The sequence below is a fragment of the Amycolatopsis rifamycinica genome (genome assembly GCF_000695625.1).
Lineage (GTDB): Bacteria > Actinomycetota > Actinomycetes > Mycobacteriales > Pseudonocardiaceae > Amycolatopsis > Amycolatopsis rifamycinica.
This window is the reverse complement of record NZ_JMQI01000061.1, coordinates 58,597-75,058: the sequence shown is the minus strand read 5'-3', so window position 1 is coordinate 75,058 and position 16,462 is coordinate 58,597. Positions and strand designations below refer to the sequence as shown.

The 16,462-nt window shown below is 72.1% G+C and carries 12 protein-coding genes; 6 read left to right on the top strand and 6 right to left on the bottom strand.

All coding sequences use genetic code 11. From position 1 onward, the window contains the following. Window positions 1–18: 18 nt before the first annotated feature. The 4 genes from DV20_RS28110 to DV20_RS28095 form a co-directional block, all read right to left on the bottom strand. Window positions 19–1,359 carry an FAD-dependent oxidoreductase gene (locus DV20_RS28110; protein ID WP_043785526.1) on the bottom strand — a complete coding sequence of 447 codons (1,341 nt, stop codon included), beginning with the start codon at window positions 1,357–1,359 and terminating at the stop codon, window positions 19–21. Window positions 1,360–1,596: 237 nt separating this feature from the next. Continuing rightward, complete coding sequence (locus DV20_RS28105; protein ID WP_043785524.1) at window positions 1,597–2,385, bottom strand: SDR family NAD(P)-dependent oxidoreductase; 789 nt, start codon at window positions 2,383–2,385, stop codon at window positions 1,597–1,599. 235 nt (window positions 2,386–2,620) lie between these two features. Continuing rightward, window positions 2,621–3,490: an SDR family NAD(P)-dependent oxidoreductase gene (locus DV20_RS28100; RefSeq protein ID WP_268747446.1), complete on the bottom strand. Its 870-nt coding sequence runs from the start codon at window positions 3,488–3,490 to the stop codon at window positions 2,621–2,623. 23 nt (window positions 3,491–3,513) lie between these two features. After that, window positions 3,514–4,977: a sigma-70 family RNA polymerase sigma factor gene (locus DV20_RS28095; RefSeq protein ID WP_235190989.1), complete on the bottom strand. Its 1,464-nt coding sequence runs from the start codon at window positions 4,975–4,977 to the stop codon at window positions 3,514–3,516. A 185-nt stretch (window positions 4,978–5,162) separates the two neighbouring features. Between DV20_RS28095 and DV20_RS28090 the strand changes: the two genes are divergently transcribed. From DV20_RS28090 to DV20_RS28070, 5 genes are all read left to right on the top strand, one after another. Next, window positions 5,163–6,203 carry a methyltransferase gene (locus DV20_RS28090; RefSeq protein WP_043785520.1) on the top strand — a complete coding sequence of 347 codons (1,041 nt, stop codon included), beginning with the start codon at window positions 5,163–5,165 and terminating at the stop codon, window positions 6,201–6,203. A gap of 97 nt (window positions 6,204–6,300) precedes the next feature. After that, complete coding sequence (locus tag DV20_RS28085; RefSeq protein WP_043785518.1) at window positions 6,301–11,490, top strand: type I polyketide synthase; 5,190 nt, start codon at window positions 6,301–6,303, stop codon at window positions 11,488–11,490. Further along, the gene (locus DV20_RS28080) at window positions 11,487–13,157 is read left to right on the top strand and encodes a (2,3-dihydroxybenzoyl)adenylate synthase (RefSeq protein ID WP_043785516.1); all 1,671 of its coding nucleotides are present in this window, start codon (window positions 11,487–11,489) and stop codon (window positions 13,155–13,157) included. Before DV20_RS28085 ends, DV20_RS28080 begins: the two co-directional genes overlap by 4 nt. Window positions 13,158–13,381: 224 nt before the next feature. Beyond that, window positions 13,382–13,669, top strand: coding sequence for a transposase (locus tag DV20_RS28075; RefSeq protein WP_043785566.1), 288 nt, complete (start codon window positions 13,382–13,384; stop codon window positions 13,667–13,669). Then, the gene (locus DV20_RS28070; protein WP_043785515.1) at window positions 13,666–14,550 is read left to right on the top strand and encodes an IS3 family transposase; all 885 of its coding nucleotides are present in this window, start codon (window positions 13,666–13,668) and stop codon (window positions 14,548–14,550) included. Before DV20_RS28075 ends, DV20_RS28070 begins: the two co-directional genes overlap by 4 nt. 197 nt (window positions 14,551–14,747) lie before the next feature. On the opposite strand, the gene tpx is transcribed toward DV20_RS28070, so the two are convergent. Both tpx and DV20_RS28060 read right to left on the bottom strand, forming a co-directional pair. Next, complete coding sequence (gene tpx, locus DV20_RS28065) at window positions 14,748–15,296, bottom strand: thiol peroxidase (RefSeq protein ID WP_043785514.1); 549 nt, start codon at window positions 15,294–15,296, stop codon at window positions 14,748–14,750. A gap of 10 nt (window positions 15,297–15,306) precedes the next feature. Further along, on the bottom strand, window positions 15,307–15,762 hold the full coding sequence (locus tag DV20_RS28060) for an SgcJ/EcaC family oxidoreductase (protein ID WP_043785513.1): 456 nt from the start codon (window positions 15,760–15,762) through the stop codon (window positions 15,307–15,309). Window positions 15,763–15,977: 215 nt separating this feature from the next. On the opposite strand from DV20_RS28060, the gene DV20_RS28055 reads away from it, so the two are divergent. After that, entirely contained in the window at window positions 15,978–16,445 is a 468-nt protein-coding gene (locus tag DV20_RS28055; protein WP_235190988.1) for an SgcJ/EcaC family oxidoreductase, read from the top strand. Window positions 16,446–16,462 lie beyond the last annotated feature (17 nt).

The window sequence follows — 16,462 nt, the reverse complement described above, 5'->3', positions numbered from 1 at the left end:
CCCCGCCGCCGACGTTCCTCAGGCGGCCTGGCCCGCCGCGCCGTCGGCGGGCTGGTGCGCCAGCACGCGCTGCACCAGTTCCGGGTCCATCAGCGCGGTCGGCGGGTCGATCAGCCCGGCCACGCGCATGAACGCCTTGACGATCTCCTGGTCCTTCGACGCCGCGTACTGCAGCAGGCCCATGAAGGCGTTGCCCTGCTCGATCTCCGGGGTGCGCTCCCCCTCCACCTCCGGGAAGGCGAGGTCACCGCTCGCGGACACCGCCCACGGCGCGTCCACGACCTGGCCGATGTCGCGGAAGTAGGCGTACTGGTCGACTTCGCCGGCCCGCAGGTGCTCGCGCAGGGTGAACGCCTCCCAGGCGGCGACGCTCATGCCCTGGCCGTAGACCGGGTTGAAGCTGCAGATCGCGTCGCCGAGCACGAGCAGGCCGGCCGGGAACTCGGTCAGGTGCTCGTAGCGGCGGCGGACGCTGGCGGGGAAGCCGAAGGACGTCGCGTCGTCGAGCGGCTCGGCGTCCTTGATGCCGTCGTAGACGTCCGGCACCGGCAGCGACTTCGCGAAGGCGAGGAAGCCCTCGGGGTCGGTCGGCGGGTGGTCGCCGAGGATGCCGGTGAGCGAAACGATGCAGGTGTCCTCGTCGGACAGGCCGAAGAAGGCACCACGCGGGTGCTGCGGCGAGGCGACCGGGTTGATGGACCACGTGTCGGTGAACGAGCCGGGCGGGCGGCGGTAGAACCGCGTGGTGTAGGCGAGGCCGATCTTGACGCGGTCCTCGGTGGGCCGCGCGTAGCCGAGCTGCTCGAGCCAGGCCGGCGTCCGCGACCCGCGGCCGGTGGCGTCGACGACGAGGTCGGCGCGCAGCACCTTTTCGGTGCCTTCGGTGTCGCGCACCCGCACGCCGATCACCCGCGAGTTGTCCGAAGTGGACACCAGGCCGAGGATGTCGTGCTGCTCCAGGTAGGTCACGTTCGGCAGCGCGGCGACCCGGGTGCGGACGTGGTTCTCCAGCACCGGCCGCGTCGGCGTCACCGAGACGAGCCCCGTGTGGGTGTAGGGCAGGCGCAGGCCGTTGAAGTACCAGCGCATCTCGCCCAGGTCGCCGACCGGGGCGCCACTGGCGCGCAGGTCATCGGTGAACCCGGGGAAGAAGTCTTCGAGCACGCGCTGACCGCGGGCGTGCAGCCCGTGCGCGTGCCGGGTGTGCGGCGTGCCCCGGCGCGGGGTGGTCACCCCGAGCAGGACGTCCCGGTCGAGGACCAGGACCTCCTCGTAGGACTCCGACAGCACCCGGGCCGCCAGGCTGCCGGCCATGCTGCCACCCAGGACGACGGCGACGCTTCCGACCTGTCCGGCCATGTGCCGGCCTCCTTGGTGTGAGAGTTCGTGGACCAGGCCACCTCCCCCGCGGCGGCCTTGGCCCAGCCTCACACCCCGCACCGGCACCGGACGTCTCATGGTTTGCCTGCCCGCCGCCCCGGAGAACGCTCGAAGAAATCGGCCGCCGGACGTCGTCAGGCCGGCCTCGGCGGTGCCCGGGAACGCCGAAGGGGATCCCCGCGGAAAGCGAGGATCCCCTTCGGCGCAGGACGCCCGTCAGCTCGGGAAGGTGCCGCTCGTGACGTTCACGAACGTGCCCGTGATCGCGCCCGCCCGGTCGGAGGCGAGGAACGTCGCCGTGGCCGCCACTTCGGCCAGCGTCGGAGACTTCTTCGTCATCCGCATCCCGTCCAGGTGCTGCAGGAGGCCCTGGAAGGCCTCGTCGTCCATCTCCGGGCCGCCGCTGAACGCCGCCAGCTTCTCCGGGGACAGCGTCTCCGGCAGGCCCGCCGTCCAGATGCCGAGCACGCGCACCCCGGCCGGCCCGAGTTCGGCCGCGAGGTTGCGGAACAGCGTGTCGATCGCCGCGTCGGCCGGGCCGGTGGCACCCATCATCGGGCTGCCGTTGGCCGAGCCGCTGTTCAAGGCCAGGATCACGCCCGAGCCCTGCTCGACCATGTGCCGGGCGGCCGCCCGTGCGGTGAGGTAGTTCGTGGTGAGCCCGGTGAGCACCGGCCCGGTCACGTCGTCCGCGATCATGTCGACCAGCGGGGTGCCCTGCACGTCGCCGCGGGTGATCAGGTTGATCGAGATGTCCAGGCTGCCGCTCTCGGCCACCACCGCTTTGGCGTGCCGTTCCACCGCGGCTTCGTTGAGGGCGTTGACCACGTTGGCCTTCGCCCAGCCGCCGGCGTTGGTGATCTCCTTGACCACCGGGGTGAGGTTCTTGCGGGTGCGCCCGGCGCAGTAAACCCGGGCGCCTGCCTTGGCGAACGCCTTCGCCACTTCACGGCCGATCGATCCACCGGCTCCGTAGACGATGGCGTTCTTGTTCTCCAGGGACATCGAAATTCCTTTCCTGTTCCACGCGTGCACGGCGCACGCGGAAGGCCTGGCCCCCAGCCATCGCGCCGTCCCGGGCCGCCGAACGGCGGAATCGGGACGGGTGTCGAGCACATAGTTGTGCCATCGCGACGCGGGCCGCATCTCCCGGAATGCGCTCACCGCCTGCACTCGGGCGTATCGAAGTTCAGGCGAAAGGAGGAATTGACTACTCCTTATGCGTACTCTTACCCGAGGCTCAGCTCGGGAAGATGCCGCTCGTGACGTTCACGAAGGTGCCCGTGATGGCACCGGCCTCCGGCGCGGCGAGGAACGCCGCGGTCGCCGCGACCTGGGCGAGCGTGGGCGACTTCTTGGTCATGCGCATGCCGTCGAGGTGCTGCAGCAGGCCCTGGAACGCGGCGTCGTCCATTTGCGGCGCGCCGCTGAAGGCCGCGAGCTTCTCCGGGGACAGCGTTTCGGGCAGCCCGGCCGTCCAGATGCCGGCGACGCGGACGCCCGCCGGGCCGACTTCGGCGGCGAGGTTGCGCACGAGGGTGTCGATCGCGCCGTCGGCGGAACCGGTCCCGCCCATCATCGGGCTGCCGTGCGCGGATCCGCTGTCGAGCGCCAGGATCACGCCGGAGCCCTGCTCGACCATGTGCCGGGCCGCCGCGCGCATGGTGATGAAGTTGGTGGTCACGCCGGTGACGACCGGGGCGGTGAAGTCCTCGACCTTCATGTCGATCAGCGGGATGCCCTGCACGTCGCCGCGGGTGATCAGGTTGATCGACACGTCCAGGCTGCCGCCCTCGACGACCACTGTCTTGGCATGCTCCTCGACGGCCGCCTCGTCGAGCGCGTCGAGCACGTCCACCGAGGCCGAGCCGCCGTCCGCCTCGATCTCGTCGGCCACCGCCTGCAGCTTCTCGAGGGTCCGGCCGACCAGGAACACGTGCGCGCCGTCGGCGGCGAACGCCTTGGCCACCGCCGCGCCGATCGAGCCGCCGGCGCCGTAGACGATCGCGTTCTTCTTCTCGAGCGACATGGCTTTCTCCTCCGCGTCTTGTCGCGTGCTGTGTTGCCCGCGTTGTCGGACATTGAGACGCACGCGTCCGCGAAAACTCATCGCCCCGCCCGGAGGAGATCGGGTCAGAGCGTGAGCGGGAGGCCGAAGGCCGGGAAGAGGTGGGGTTCGAAGGAGGTGATCTCGACGATCCGGCCACCCTCGATGCGCAGCACGTCCAGCACCTGGGCGCGGTAGACGGTGGTGCCGGGGCGGCGCAGGTAGCCGGCCGCCGCGGGCTGGCGGTTCGCGAAGGTCGGCAGGTGTTTCCAGGTGCCCTGGAAGTGCGGGGACGCGGGGTCGATCGACGGCTTGATGAACGCCATCATCGCGTCCCGGCCGACGAACCAGAACGGGTTCGGCGGCATGGTCAGCACCACGTCTTCACTGAGCAGCTCGGCGACCACGGCGGCGTCGGCCTGGTCGGCCGCGTCCATGTACCGCTGCAGGATCTCCCGCTCTTCGCCGGTCGGGCGGGCCGAGGCGGTCCAGTCGGACCGCCGCGACGGCAGGTGGCGGCGCAGGGCGGGCCGGGCCCGCTGCAGGGCGCTGTTGACCGAGGCGACGCTCATGTCCAGCTGCTCGGCGGTGTCGGCGGCCGGCCAGCCCAGCACGTCACGCAGGATCAGCACGGCCCGCTGCCGGGGCGGCAGGTGCTGGATCGCGGCCAGGAAGACCAGCTCCATCGTCTCCCGGGACACCGCGGCGCCCTCGGGCTGGACCTCGGTGGAGGCGACGTCTTCCAGCAGCGCGTCCGGGTAGGGCTGCAGCCAGGTCACCCGGGCCGGCGCCTCCGCCGCGCCGTTGTCCATTCCCGGCACCGGCTCGTAGCGCTGCGGGCGCCGCTCGTTGCGGCGCAGGAAGTCGAGGCACGCGTTGGTCGCGATGCGGTACAGCCAGGCCCGGAAGGTCGAGCGGCCCTCGAAGGCGTCCCGCCGGTTCCAGGCCCGCAGGAACGTCTCCTGCACCATGTCCTCGGCGTCGTCGTACGAGCCGACCATCCGGTAGCAGTGCACCTGCAGCTCGTGGCGGTACGGCTCGACGAGCCCGGCGAAGTCCCATTCGTCCCCCGAGCGCACGGCGGCCGTGACGACGTCGTCCTCGCCGCCGGATTTCGTCACGCCGTCGTCCGTGACGTCGTCGGAGCCGGTTTCCGTCACGTCCTCCGCCGTGACGTTTTCTTCCGTCACGGCCGGGGGCGTGACGTTTTCCGGCGGGTTCGGCGTCACGCGGGCGGGCGTGACGTTTCCGGCGGTCTCTCCCGCGGAGGCGTCCCTGGCCAGCTGCGCGATCCGCCGCAGCCGGCCGACGGTCGAGGCGAGGTCGGTGACGTCGGTGTAGAACTCGTCGGGCAGCTGCGGCGCGAGCCGGCGCACGCGCTGCTCGATGTCCGCGATCAGGGCCGGCACCGCCGTGTCGGCGCTCGGCTGCTGCCGCTCGCGGTAGGCCTTCTGCCGGCAGGCCGGCGAGCAGTACTTGGACGTGCGGCCGCGGCCGCCCCCGCGCGCGGGCAGGGGCTTGCCGCAGCTGGGGCACCGGCCGTCAGTCACGGCCCCGAATCTACGCAGCCGGGTTGCCGGCCGCCACCGGGCCACGTCTCCCGTCGTGCGCCCTGGGTGCGGTGCTCCGCCCGCACCGCAGAAATGGAGGCGCCCCCGGGTTTTCCTCCCGATCATCCTCGTATGCGGGCGAGCCGGGCCAGGCCGACCCATCCCCTGCGAAGGAGAACAAGCCCATGGCGACGAGCGTCCCGATCTCGGAGGCGGACTACCTCCGGATCCTCATCCACGGCCACACCGCCTTCGAACTGCTGCGCACGGGTCTCGAGTTCGACCTGTTCCAGAAGCTCGAGGACAGCGGCGGCCTGGACCTCACCGAGACCGCGGAGGCGCTCGGCGTCGAGGAGTACCCGGCGCGCGTGCTGCTGCTCGGGCTGGCGTCGCTGCTGCTGATCGAGAAGAAGGACGGCAAGTTCGTCAACGCCCCGATCGTGCGCCGGAAGCTGCTGAAGGACGGCGAGCGGTTCCTCGGCCCGCTGATCGACATCCAGGACAAGATCATCAACAAGACCCTGGTCGACTTCGCCGAGTCGATGCGGCAGAGCACCAACGTCGGCCTGCGGCACCTCGACGGCCCCGGCGACACGCTGTACTCGAAGCTCACCGCCACGCCGGACCTGCAGAAGGTCTTCTACGACAACATGGGTGACGCCTCGAACCGCGCGTTCGAGCAGTTCCTGGAGTACTACGACTTCAGCGGGATCAAGCACGCGATCGACATCGGCGGCGGCGACGGCACCAACTCGGTCAAGCTGGCCGAGCGCTACCCCGAGCTCGAGATGACGGTGTTCGACCAGGAGAGCGTCACCCGGCTCGCCGCGGACAAGATCGAGGACCCGTCGGTCCGCAAGCGCGTCCACTTCCACCCGGGCGACATGCTGAAGGACCGGCTGCCCGAGGGCGCCGACGCGATCCTGTACTTCCACATCTACGAGATCTGGTCGCTGGAGCGCAACACGGAGATGCTGCGCAAGTGCTACGACGCGCTCCCCGAGGGCGGGACCGTGCTGGTCTACAACTTCGTCTCCAACGACGAGGGCACCGGCGGCCTGTCCGGCGGCCTCGTGTCGCCGTACTTCCTGGCGCTGGCCTCCGGCGAGGGCATGACCTGGTCGGCGGCGGACATGGAGAAGTCCGTGCGTGACGCCGGCTTCTCGCGGGTCGAGCGGTTCGCCGACCTCGGCTTCAGCCACGCCCTGGTGGTGGGCCACAAGTAGCCCGGAGCCCGATCCGGGCGGGCCGGAACCGGCTCGCCCGGATCTTCGGTGTCCTTGCCCGGCGCCCGCCGCTCGCGGGACGAACGAAAGAAGGCCGATGAACTTCCCCGAACCCGTCGCCATCATCGGGATGGCTTGCCGTTTCGCCGCGGGAATCGAGTCACCAGAGTCGTTCTGGGCGCTCCTGCGCGACGGTGGCGACACCGTCGGCGAGCTGCCCGCGGACCGCTGGGAGTGGCACGCCGGCCAGAGCCGCGAGCACGCCGCGGTGGTCCGGGACGTGACCAAGCGCGGTGCGTTCCTCGACAACGTCAAGGAGTTCGACGCCGACTTCTTCGACGTCACGCCCCGCGAAGCGGCCTTGATGGACCCGCAGCAGCGGATCACGCTGGAGCTGGCCTGGGAGGCGCTGGAGCACGCCGGGATCCCGCCGCGCTCGCTGGGCGGGACGGACGCCGGGGTGTTCATGGGCGTCGGCGCCGACGACTACGGGCGGCGGCTGCTGGAGGACCTGCCCCGGATCGAGGCCTGGACGGGCATCGGCAGTTCGTTCTGCGCGGTCGCCAACCGCGTGTCGTACGTGCTCGACCTGCGCGGGCCCAGCATGGTCGTCGACACGGCCTGCTCCTCGTCCCTGGTCTCGATCCACCTGGCCGCCCAGGCGCTGCGCTCCGGCGAATGCCCGGTGGCCCTCGCCGGCGGCATCCTCGTGATGGCGGGCCCCGGTCTCTCGGTCGTGCTCGACGCGGCCGGGGCCACCTCCCGCGACGGGCGCAGCAAGTCGTTCGACGCCTCGGCCGACGGCTACGGCCGCGGCGAGGGCGGCGGCGTCGTCGTGCTCAAGCTGCTCAAGGACGCCCGCCGCGACGGCGACCGCGTGCTCGCGGTCATCCGCGGCAGCGCGGTGCAGCAGGACGGCAAGACCAACGGCATCATGGCACCCAACGGCGAGGCGCAGGCGCACCTGATGCGCCGGGCCTACGACGCCGCGGGCATCGACCCGGCGACCGTCGGCTACGTCGAGGCGCACGGCACCGGCACCAGCGTCGGCGACCCGCTCGAAGCGGGCGCCATGACCGCGGTGTTCGGCGAAGGCCGCCCGCCCGGCGCGCCTTGCCTGATCGGCTCGGTCAAGCCGAACGTCGGCCACCTCGAAGCCGGCGCCGGCGTCGCCGGGGTGATCAAGACCGTGCTGGCGCTGCAGCACGAAGAAATCCCGGCCAGCCTGAACTTCACCACGCCGAACCCGAAGATCCCCTGGGACACCTCGGGGCTGCGCGTGGTCACCGAGAACACGCCGTGGCCGTCCGGCGCCACGCCGCGCCGCGCGGGGGTGTCCGGGTACGGCTACGGCGGCACCATCGCCCACGTCATCCTCGAGGGGGCCGACGACGCCGTCACCGAGGCCCGGCCGGCCGTGGCGGCCGGGACGCCGAAGACCCTCCCGCTGTCGGGGGCGACCGAAGCCGCCGTCGCGAAGTACGCCGGGCGGCTGGCGAACTGGCTGTCCCGCCACCCCGACACGACGCTGGCCGACATCGGGCACACGCTCTCCCAGCGGCGCCAGCACCTCCCGTACCGCGCGACGGTGACCGCCGAGAGCACCGGGACGCTCCGCGCGAAGCTGATCGACTTCGCGGCGGGCACCGGCGGGACGTCCGGGCGCGCGCTGCCGGAGACGGCCCGCCACGACCTCGTCTGGGTCTTCTCCGGGCACGGCTCGCAGTGGACCGGCATGGCCCGCGAACTGCTGGCCACCGAACCGGCGTTCGCCGCCGTGATCGACGAGATCGAGCCGGTCTTCCACGCCGAGCTGGGGATTTCCCCCCGCGCGACGATCGGCTCGGACGACGCGCAGCCGGTGGACGTCATCCAGCCGATGATCTTCGCCGTCCAGGTCGCCCTGGCCGCGCTGTGGCGCGACCGCGGTGTCCACCCCGACGCCGTGATCGGGCACTCGGTCGGTGAGATCGCCGCGGCGGTCACCTCCGGCATGCTCACCCTCGAGCACGGTGCCCGGCTGGTCTGCCGCCGGTCCGTGCTGCTGCGGCAGGTCGCCGGCCAGGGCGCGATGGCGATGGTGAACCTGCCACCGGACGAGGCCCGGCAGCGCCTCGCCGGCCGCACCGACGTCGCCGTCGCGGTCGCCGCCGCCACCGGCTCGACCGTGTTCTCCGGCGACATCGACGCCGTCCAGGAGCTCAGCGAGGAGTTCGGCGCCGAAGGGCTCGTCGTGCGCCGCGTCGACTCCGACGTCGCCTTCCACAGCCCGCACATGGACCCGCTGCTGGAGTCGCTCGCCGCGGCCGCCGCCGACCTGCCGCCGACGCCGGCCGAGATCCCGGTGTACAGCACCGCGCTCGCCGACCCGCGTTCGGAGGTTCCGCGCGACGGCGCCTACTGGGCGACGAACCTGCGCGGGACCGTGCGGTTCGCCGCGGCCGTCGCGGCCGCGGCGGCCGACGGCTACCGGCTGTTCGTCGAGGTCTCGCCGCACCCGGTGGTCGAGCACTCGATCAACGAGACCCTCGACGAGCTGGGCGTCACCGACGCCGTCGTCACCCACTCCCTGCGGCGCAACCGGCCCGAGCGCGAAACCCTGCTGGGGAACCTCGGGGTGCTGTACTGCGCCGGCGCCGACGTCGACTGGGCGGCGCACTGGCCGGACGGCTCCCTGGCGGATCTGCCGACCACCGCGTGGCAGCGCAAGGACCACTGGGTCGACGACTCGGTCGGCCGGTCGTTCCTCACCGAGCAGCACGACCTCGACAGCCACACGCTGCTCGGCGGCCGGATCAACGTGCACGGCGCGAACCCGGCGCAGGCCTGGCTGACCTACCTGGACCGCGACTCGCGGCCGTACCCGGGCGACCACCCGGTGCGGAAGGTCGAGATCATCCCCGCCGCGGTGCTGCTCAACAGCTTCCTCACCGCCGCGGCCTCGGCCAAGGGCGCGTGGCACGAGCTCTCCGACGTCGCGCTGCGCGTGCCGGTGAGCGTCACGCGGCCCCGGCACCTGCAGATCGTGCTGCAGGACGGCGCGTTCCGGCTGTCGTCGCGGATCATCGAAGACGGCGACGACGGTGACGACAAGGGCTGGGTCACCCACACCACCGCGTCCACCTCGCCGTTCACCGGCAAGATCCGCGGCCAGCGCTCGGAACCGCACACCACCGAGGACCTGCCGACCGGGTACGTCATCGACCGGCTCGCCACCCTCGGCGTCGCCGCGATGGGCTTCCCCTGGGCGGTCGAGGAGATCCGGCGCGGCGAGGGCACCCTCGTGGTCACGGTGAACACCGACCCCGGCTCCGACGAGCTGCCCGAGACGTGGGCGCCGCTGCTGGACGGCGCGCTGTCGGCGGCGTCGGTCGCCTTCGGCGGCCCGCCGATCCTGCGGATGCCCGCCCACATCCACCGCGTCACCCTCGCCGGCCAGTCGCCGTCGCGGGCGCGGGTGACCGTGCGCGTGGTCGCCGACGACACCGTGGACGTCGAGATCGCCGAGCTCGACGGCACCGTCGTCGGCCGGCTGGCCCGGCTCCGCTACGGCGTGCTGGACAGCGAGGCCGGCGCCGTCACGAGCCCGCGCCAGGTCGTGCACCGCCTGGCCTGGCGCCCGGCCGAGGGCACGGCCGCCGGCCCGGCGCTGAACCTGGTGCTGGTCGGCCCGGACTCGCCGGTGCTGCGGCGGGTCACCGCGGGGCTCGACGCGCTCGGCGTCGCACACCTCGCCGCCGCCACCCCCGAGGCCCTCCCGGCCGGTGTGCTCGGCCGGGACCACACCCTGCTCGTGGTGCCCGCCGCCGGCGCGTCCGGCGACGCCGCCGCCGAGGGGTCCTGGCTGCTCGCCCGCACGGCGCAGCGCGTCGCCGCGACCGGCGAGGCGAAGCCCGCCCGCGTCTGGTGCCTCACCGAAGGCGTCCACGAGAGCGTGGACGCCGCCTCGCTCGGCCACGGCTCCCTGTGGGGTGTCGGCCGGGTGATCGGCGGGGAGCACCCGGACCTCTGGGGTGGCACCGTCGACATCGGACAGTCCGAAGAGGACGTCCGCGGCCTGGTCGACGTGCTGCGCACGATCCGCGGCGAAGACGTCGTCGTCGTCCGCGACGGCGCGGCGTCGGTCGCGCGCCTGCACCGGATCGAGGGCGAACCCACCCGGCCGCGGCTGGAGAGCCGTCCGCACGCGACGTACCTGGTCACCGGCGGGCTCGGTGCGCTGGGCCTCGAGGTCGCGCACTGGCTGGCCGACCGCGGGGCCCGGCGGATCGTGCTCGCCGGCCGCCGCGGGCTGCCGCCGCGGGCCCGCTGGGCCGAGCTGACCGACGAAGCCGAGATCGCCGCCGTGGACTCGGTGGTCGCACTGGAACGCCTGGGCGTCACCGTATTCCCGGTCGCCGTCGACGTCGCCGACGCCGACGACGTCGCCGCGAAGCTTTCGCCGGAAACGCTCGGCCTGCCGCCGTTCCGCGGGGTGGTGCACGCCGCCGGCGTGCTCGACGACCGCACGCTCGGCCGGCTCGACGAGGCGTCGCTGCGCCGGGTCATGCGGCCGAAGGTCGAGGGCGCGCTGAACCTGCACCGGTTGTTCCCGCCGGGCTCGCTGGACTTCTTCGTGCTGTTCTCCTCGTGCGGGCAGCTGCTCGGCCTGCCCGGGCAGACCAGCTACGCCGCGGGCAACGCGTTCCTCGACGCACTGGCCGCGCACCGGCGCGCGGGCGGGGACACCGGGGCCGCCAGCTACGCGTGGACGTCGTGGCGCGGACTGGGCATGTCGACCTCCACCGCGGTGATCGACGCCGAGCTCGCCGCCCGCGGTACCGCCGACATCAGCGCCACCGAGGCGTTCGGGGCGTGGGACCTCGCGACCCGCCACGACCTCGGGTACGCCGTGATGCTGCGGACGCTGCCCGCCGAGCCGGGGATGCGAAAGCTCGCGCTGCTTTCGGAACTGCCCGAGGAAACCGCGGCCGGGGCTTCGGCCGCCGATCTGGTCGACGTCCCGTGGGCCGGCCTCACCGGCGGCGAGCTGACGGCCGCGGTCACCGAGGAGATCCGCAAGCAGGTCGCGGCCGAGACCGGGCTGTCGCCGTCCGAAGTGGACTCGCGGCGGCCGCTGATCGAGATGGGCCTCGACTCGGTGATGACCGTGCGGATCCGGCGGGGGCTGGAGCGGCGCTTCCGGTTCGCGCTGCCCGCGACCTTGTTCTGGGACCGCCCGACCATCGAGGCCGTGGCCGCGCTGCTGACCGAGCGGATGGCCGAGGAAACTGGGGAGCCTGAATGAGTTTCGAGGGGTTCGTGCCCTGGCCCGAGGACCTGGCCCACGCCTATCGGGCGGCCGGGGTCTGGCCCGGCCGGACGATGGGGTCCTACCTGTGGGAGTGGGCGGAGACCCGGGGTGACCGGGTCGCCGTCGTCGACGGGACGACCCGGCTGACCTACCGCGACCTCGCCGTCCGCGCGGACGCGCTGGCCGTGGGCCTGGCCGGGCGCGGGCTCGAGCGCGGCGACACCGTGCTGGTGCAGCTGCCCAACACCTGGGAGTTCGTGGTCGTGACGGCGGCCCTGCTGCGGCTGGGCGTCGTCCCCACGATGATGCTGCCGCCGCACCGCGACCACGAGCTGACCGCCATCGGCAGGCACGTGGGGGCGCGCGCCCTGGTCGTGCCCGGCACGTGGCGCGGCTTCGACCACCAGGAGCTGGCGTTCCGGGTGGCCGCGGCGCTGCCCGGGCCGGCCGAGGTGCTGGTGGTCGGCGACGACGTGGCCGGTGGTGCCGTCGACGTCCGGGCACTGCTTGCCACGGACGGCGACACGGACGGTGCTGTCGAAGAGCGGCGGCGGTGGCTGGACGAGCACGGCCCGGCGCCGTCGGACATCGCCGTCTTCCTGCTCTCCGGCGGCACCACGGGCGTGCCGAAGGTGATCAGCCGCACGCACGACGACTACCTGTTCAACATCGTCCACTGCGCGCGGGCTTGCGCGTTCGGCGAAGACACCGTGTACCTGGCGGTGTTGCCGGCCGGGCACAACTTCCCGCTCGCCAGTCCCGGCCTGCTCGGCGCGCTGCACGCGGGCGGCCGGGTGGTGCTCTCGGCGTCGCCGCGGCCGGAGCCGGTGTTCGCGGCCATCGAGGCGGAGCGCGTCACGGCGACGTCGGCGGTGCCGGCCGTGGTCCTGAAGTGGATGGACGCGGCGGCCACGCTGAAGCCGGACCTGTCGAGCCTGCGGTACCTGCACGTCGGCGGCTCGATGCTGGCGCCCGACATCGCCGAGCGGATGGCGCGGACCCTCGACTGCCGCCTGCAGCAGGTCTACGGGATGGCCGAGGGCCTGGTCTGCTACACCCCGCCGGACGCGTCCGACGAGGTGGCGTTCGGCACGCAGGGGCCGCCGGTCAGCGCGTTCGACGAGCTCCTGATCGTCGACGAGGACGGCACGCCGGTGCCGCCGGGCGGAACCGGCGAGCTGCTGACGCGCGGCCCGGGCACCCCGCGCGGCTACTACGGCGTCCCGGACCAGAACCGGCTGTCGTTCACCGAAGACGGCTGGTTCCGCACGGGCGACCTGGTCCGCCTCACCCCGGAGGGCCACGCGGTCGTCTGCGGCCGGGTCAAGGACCTGATCAACCGCGGCGGCGAGAAGATCTCCGCCGGCGAGGTCGAGACCCTGATCCAGGAGCTGCCGGAGGTGGCGGAGGTCGCCGCGGTGCCGGCCCCGGACCCGGTGTACGGCGAGCGGGTCTGCGTGTTCGTCCGCTTCCACGGCGGGTGTTCGCTGTCACTGGCGGAGATCTCGCGCCTGCTGACCGAACGCGGCCTGGCGGCGTTCAAGATCCCGGAACGCCTGGAGGTCCTGACCGCCCTCCCCCACACGGCGGTCGGCAAAGCCGACAAAAAAGCCCTGAAAGCCCTCCTGGCGGACCGGAACCCCCTCCCCCGCGCCGCCTGACCCGCCCCACCCGGGCCCCGCGACCACCCCGGTCGCGGGGCCCGTTCCCGTGATGCCCCTTCAATCACGCGTGATGCCCGCCTGATCACGCGTGATGCCTCCCCGGTCACGCGAGTTCCGCCTTCGCCCTCGCGGGTTCCGTGACCGGGAGGGCATCACGTGGAGTTGCCCCCTGGGGCCGGACACCTTGATTCCAGACAGTGGTCTGGAGGGAGGATGTCCTGGTGTCTTCCAGGTCGAAGTATCCGGAGCAGTTCCGTCGGGATGCGGTCGAGTTGGTCAGCACGAGTGATCGGCCGTTGCGGCAGATCGCGCGGGAACTTGGGGTCAACCACGAGACCCTGCGGTCGTGGGTCAACACCGCCAAGCAGGCCGCCGAGGCCGGACCGGTGGAGGACCCGGCGGTGGCCGATGAGGTGACGCGGCTGCGGCGCCAAGTCGCTGAGCTGCAGAAAGAGAAGGAGATCCTGCGGAAAGCGGCCGCCTATTTTGCGCGCGAGATGGATCGATGATCTACCGCTACCGGTTCATCTCCGAACACCGCACCGAGTTCGGTGTGAAGCGGTTGTGCCAGGTCCTGGGGTTGCGCCGGCAGGGCTTTCACGAGTGGATCCGCGCCGAGCAGGCCCGGGCCGCGCGGGCGGAGGCCGAGGCCGGCCTGGTCGCCCTGATCGGCCGGATTCATGCTGAGCACCGCAGCGCCTACGGGGTTCCGCGGATCACCGCCGAGCTGCACCGGCGCGGGATCGTGGTGAATCACAAGCGGGTGGAGCGGCTGATGCGTGAGCACGGGCTGGCCGGGATCACCCGCCGCAAACGCCGCACCACCACCCGCCCCGCCACCGGCCCGGTCACGCCGGTCGGTGATCTGATTCGCCGCGACTTCACCGCCGATCAACCGGGGACACGGCTGGTCGGGGACATCACCTGCCTGCCCACCTTCCAAGGCTGGCTCTACCTGGCCACCGTCATCGACCTGCACACCCGCGAGGTCGTCGGCCACGCCATGGCCGAGCACATGCGCACCAGCCTGGTCTGCGACGCGATCAACCTCGCGACTGCCCGCGGCCTCATCCGGCCCGAGGCGGTGTTCCATTCCGACCGCGGTGTCCAGTACACCTCCGGTCAGTTCCGCACCGCGCTGGCCGAGCACTCGATCCGGGCGTCGGTGGGGCGGGTCGGGTCCTGTTATGACAACGCCGTCGCCGAAGCCTTCTTCGCCACCCTCAACACCGAGATCGGCACCGCCATCTGGCGCACCCGAGCCCAAGCCCGCCAGGATGTGTTCACCTGGCTGCGCTACTACAACCACACCAGGCTGCACTCCACCAACGGCCACAACACCCCAGCCGAAACCCGAACCAACCACTACGCTCAGACCCACGCTGCCTGAAAACCCCGTGTCCGCCTCACCGGGGCAACTCCAGTTCTGTGACCGGGAGGGCATCACGTGTGATCGAGCGGGCATCTCGCGTGACTGGGGAGGCATCACGCGGGTCCGGACCCCGGGTACGGCAAAGCGAAGGCCGCCGGCCGGGTGCAGGGGGACCCGGGCGGCGGCCTTCGCGGGTGACCGTCGCGAACGGACGGTCAGGCGGCGCGGCCGGCGGCTCGGCGCGCGGTTTCGGCTCCTTGGGCCGCGATCACCGCGGCGTCGAAGTTCGGGGCCTGGCCGACTTCGGGGACGTACTCGGCGTGGACCACCGTGTCGGCGGCGTCGACCACGAACACCGCGCGGGCCAGCAGGCGGAACTCCTTGATCACCACGCCGTAGGCGAGGCCGAACGCCAGGTCGCGGTGGTCGGACAGGGTCCGGACGCCGTCGACGCCCGCCGCGCCGCACCAGCGGGCCTGTGCGAACGGGAGGTCGACCGACACCGTCAGCACCGACGCCTCGCCGAGCTCGGTCACCGCTTCGTTGAAGCGGCGCGTCTGCATGTCGCAGACCGGCGTCTCCAGCGACGGGACGACCGAGATCACCCGCGTCGTGCCGCTCAGCGAGGAGAACCGGACCGGAGTCATGTCGTTGGCCAGCGCGGTGAAGTCGGGCGCCTGGTCGCCGACGGCGACGGCCGGGCCCAGCAGCGTCACCGGGTTCCCCCGGAACGTCGTGACGCCGGTGCGTTCGGTGCTCGTCATGCCCGCCCCCTCAGCCCTTGACCGGGCTGGTCTGCTGGGACACCACGCGCCACTCGCCGTCGACCTGCGCGGCGACCCACGTGCCGCGGACGGTGCGCTCGGCCGGCACGGTCGTCTCGCCGTCGTAGAGGACGCCGCCGTCGGTGATCACGACGGCCACACCCGGCTCGAGGACCTTCACCTCGATCGGCTCGGTGTGCAGCTTGGTCCCGGCGAGCCGGGCGCCGAAGGCGTCGGTGAAGAACGCCTGGATCGCCTCACGCCCGTTGATCTGCTCGTCGTCGACGAGGATGCTGCCGTTCTCGGCGAACGAGGCGGCGAACGCGGCGGCGTCGTTCGCGTCCCAGGCGGCCCGCGCGCGCAGCTGGGCGGTCAGCGCGGCGCTTTCCTCGCCCTGGGTGAACTTGCCGTAGTAGGTCGCCCACTGCTTGGCCCCCGCGACGAGGGACGATGCCTTCTCGGACATCCGGCTCTCCTTGGCTGGTCAATTGGCTCGAATCTCCGTGGCCAGCATTCCGGGGAACACCACGTCCCGGCATCTCCTCTCCTGCGGGAAAGGGCGGGGCAACCGCGGCAACGCAGGAGAGGTTTCCGGCCCGGCGCCCGTGTGACCATAAACCTCGTATGGGCCGATCGTATCCCTGCCCGTTGGTTGGCCGACCGATCGAAGGAGAAGCAACAGTGTCCGCACCCACTTCTGACGACCAGGCCAGGCTGGACGACTACTACGGGCCCTTCACCTCCGAAAAGGAAAAGGAAGCCCTCGACGTCCCGCTGCGGCTGATCGCCGCCTGGAGCAAGAACGACGGCTACGGCGTCGCCAAGGCCTTCACCGAGGACGGCATCCTCATCCTGCCCGGTGACGTGCTGAAGAAGGGCCGCGACGAGATCGGTTCGTTCATGGCCGCCGCTTACGCCGGTCCGTTCAAGGGCACCGGCGTCACCGGCAAGCCGGTCAACCTCCGGTTCGTCTCGGACACCGTCGCGCTCATCCGCACGCACGGCGGCATCCTCGCCCCCGGCGAGACCGAGATCGACGAGGAACTCGCCGTCCGGTCGACCTGGGTCGTCGTGAAGCGCGACAACGAATGGCAGCTGGCCGTCTACCAGAACAGCCCGCGCGGCTCCGGCGCCACCCTCCGCTGGTAACTCGAAACGAACCGGGA

Coding starts and splice junctions, on each gene's coding strand:
- DV20_RS28110 (WP_043785526.1), bottom strand. CDS start 1,359: ATGGCCGGACAGGTCGGAAGCGTCGCCGTCGTCCTGGGTGGCAGCATG.
- DV20_RS28105 (WP_043785524.1), bottom strand. CDS start 2,385: ATGTCCCTGGAGAACAAGAACGCCATCGTCTACGGAGCCGGTGGATCG.
- DV20_RS28100 (WP_268747446.1), bottom strand. CDS start 3,490: ATGAGTTTTCGCGGACGCGTGCGTCTCAATGTCCGACAACGCGGGCAA.
- DV20_RS28090 (WP_043785520.1), top strand. CDS start 5,163: ATGGCGACGAGCGTCCCGATCTCGGAGGCGGACTACCTCCGGATCCTC.
- DV20_RS28085 (WP_043785518.1), top strand. CDS start 6,301: ATGAACTTCCCCGAACCCGTCGCCATCATCGGGATGGCTTGCCGTTTC.
- DV20_RS28080 (WP_043785516.1), top strand. CDS start 11,487: ATGAGTTTCGAGGGGTTCGTGCCCTGGCCCGAGGACCTGGCCCACGCC.
- DV20_RS28070 (WP_043785515.1), top strand. CDS start 13,666: ATGATCTACCGCTACCGGTTCATCTCCGAACACCGCACCGAGTTCGGT.
- tpx (WP_043785514.1), bottom strand. CDS start 15,296: ATGACGAGCACCGAACGCACCGGCGTCACGACGTTCCGGGGGAACCCG.
- DV20_RS28060 (WP_043785513.1), bottom strand. CDS start 15,762: ATGTCCGAGAAGGCATCGTCCCTCGTCGCGGGGGCCAAGCAGTGGGCG.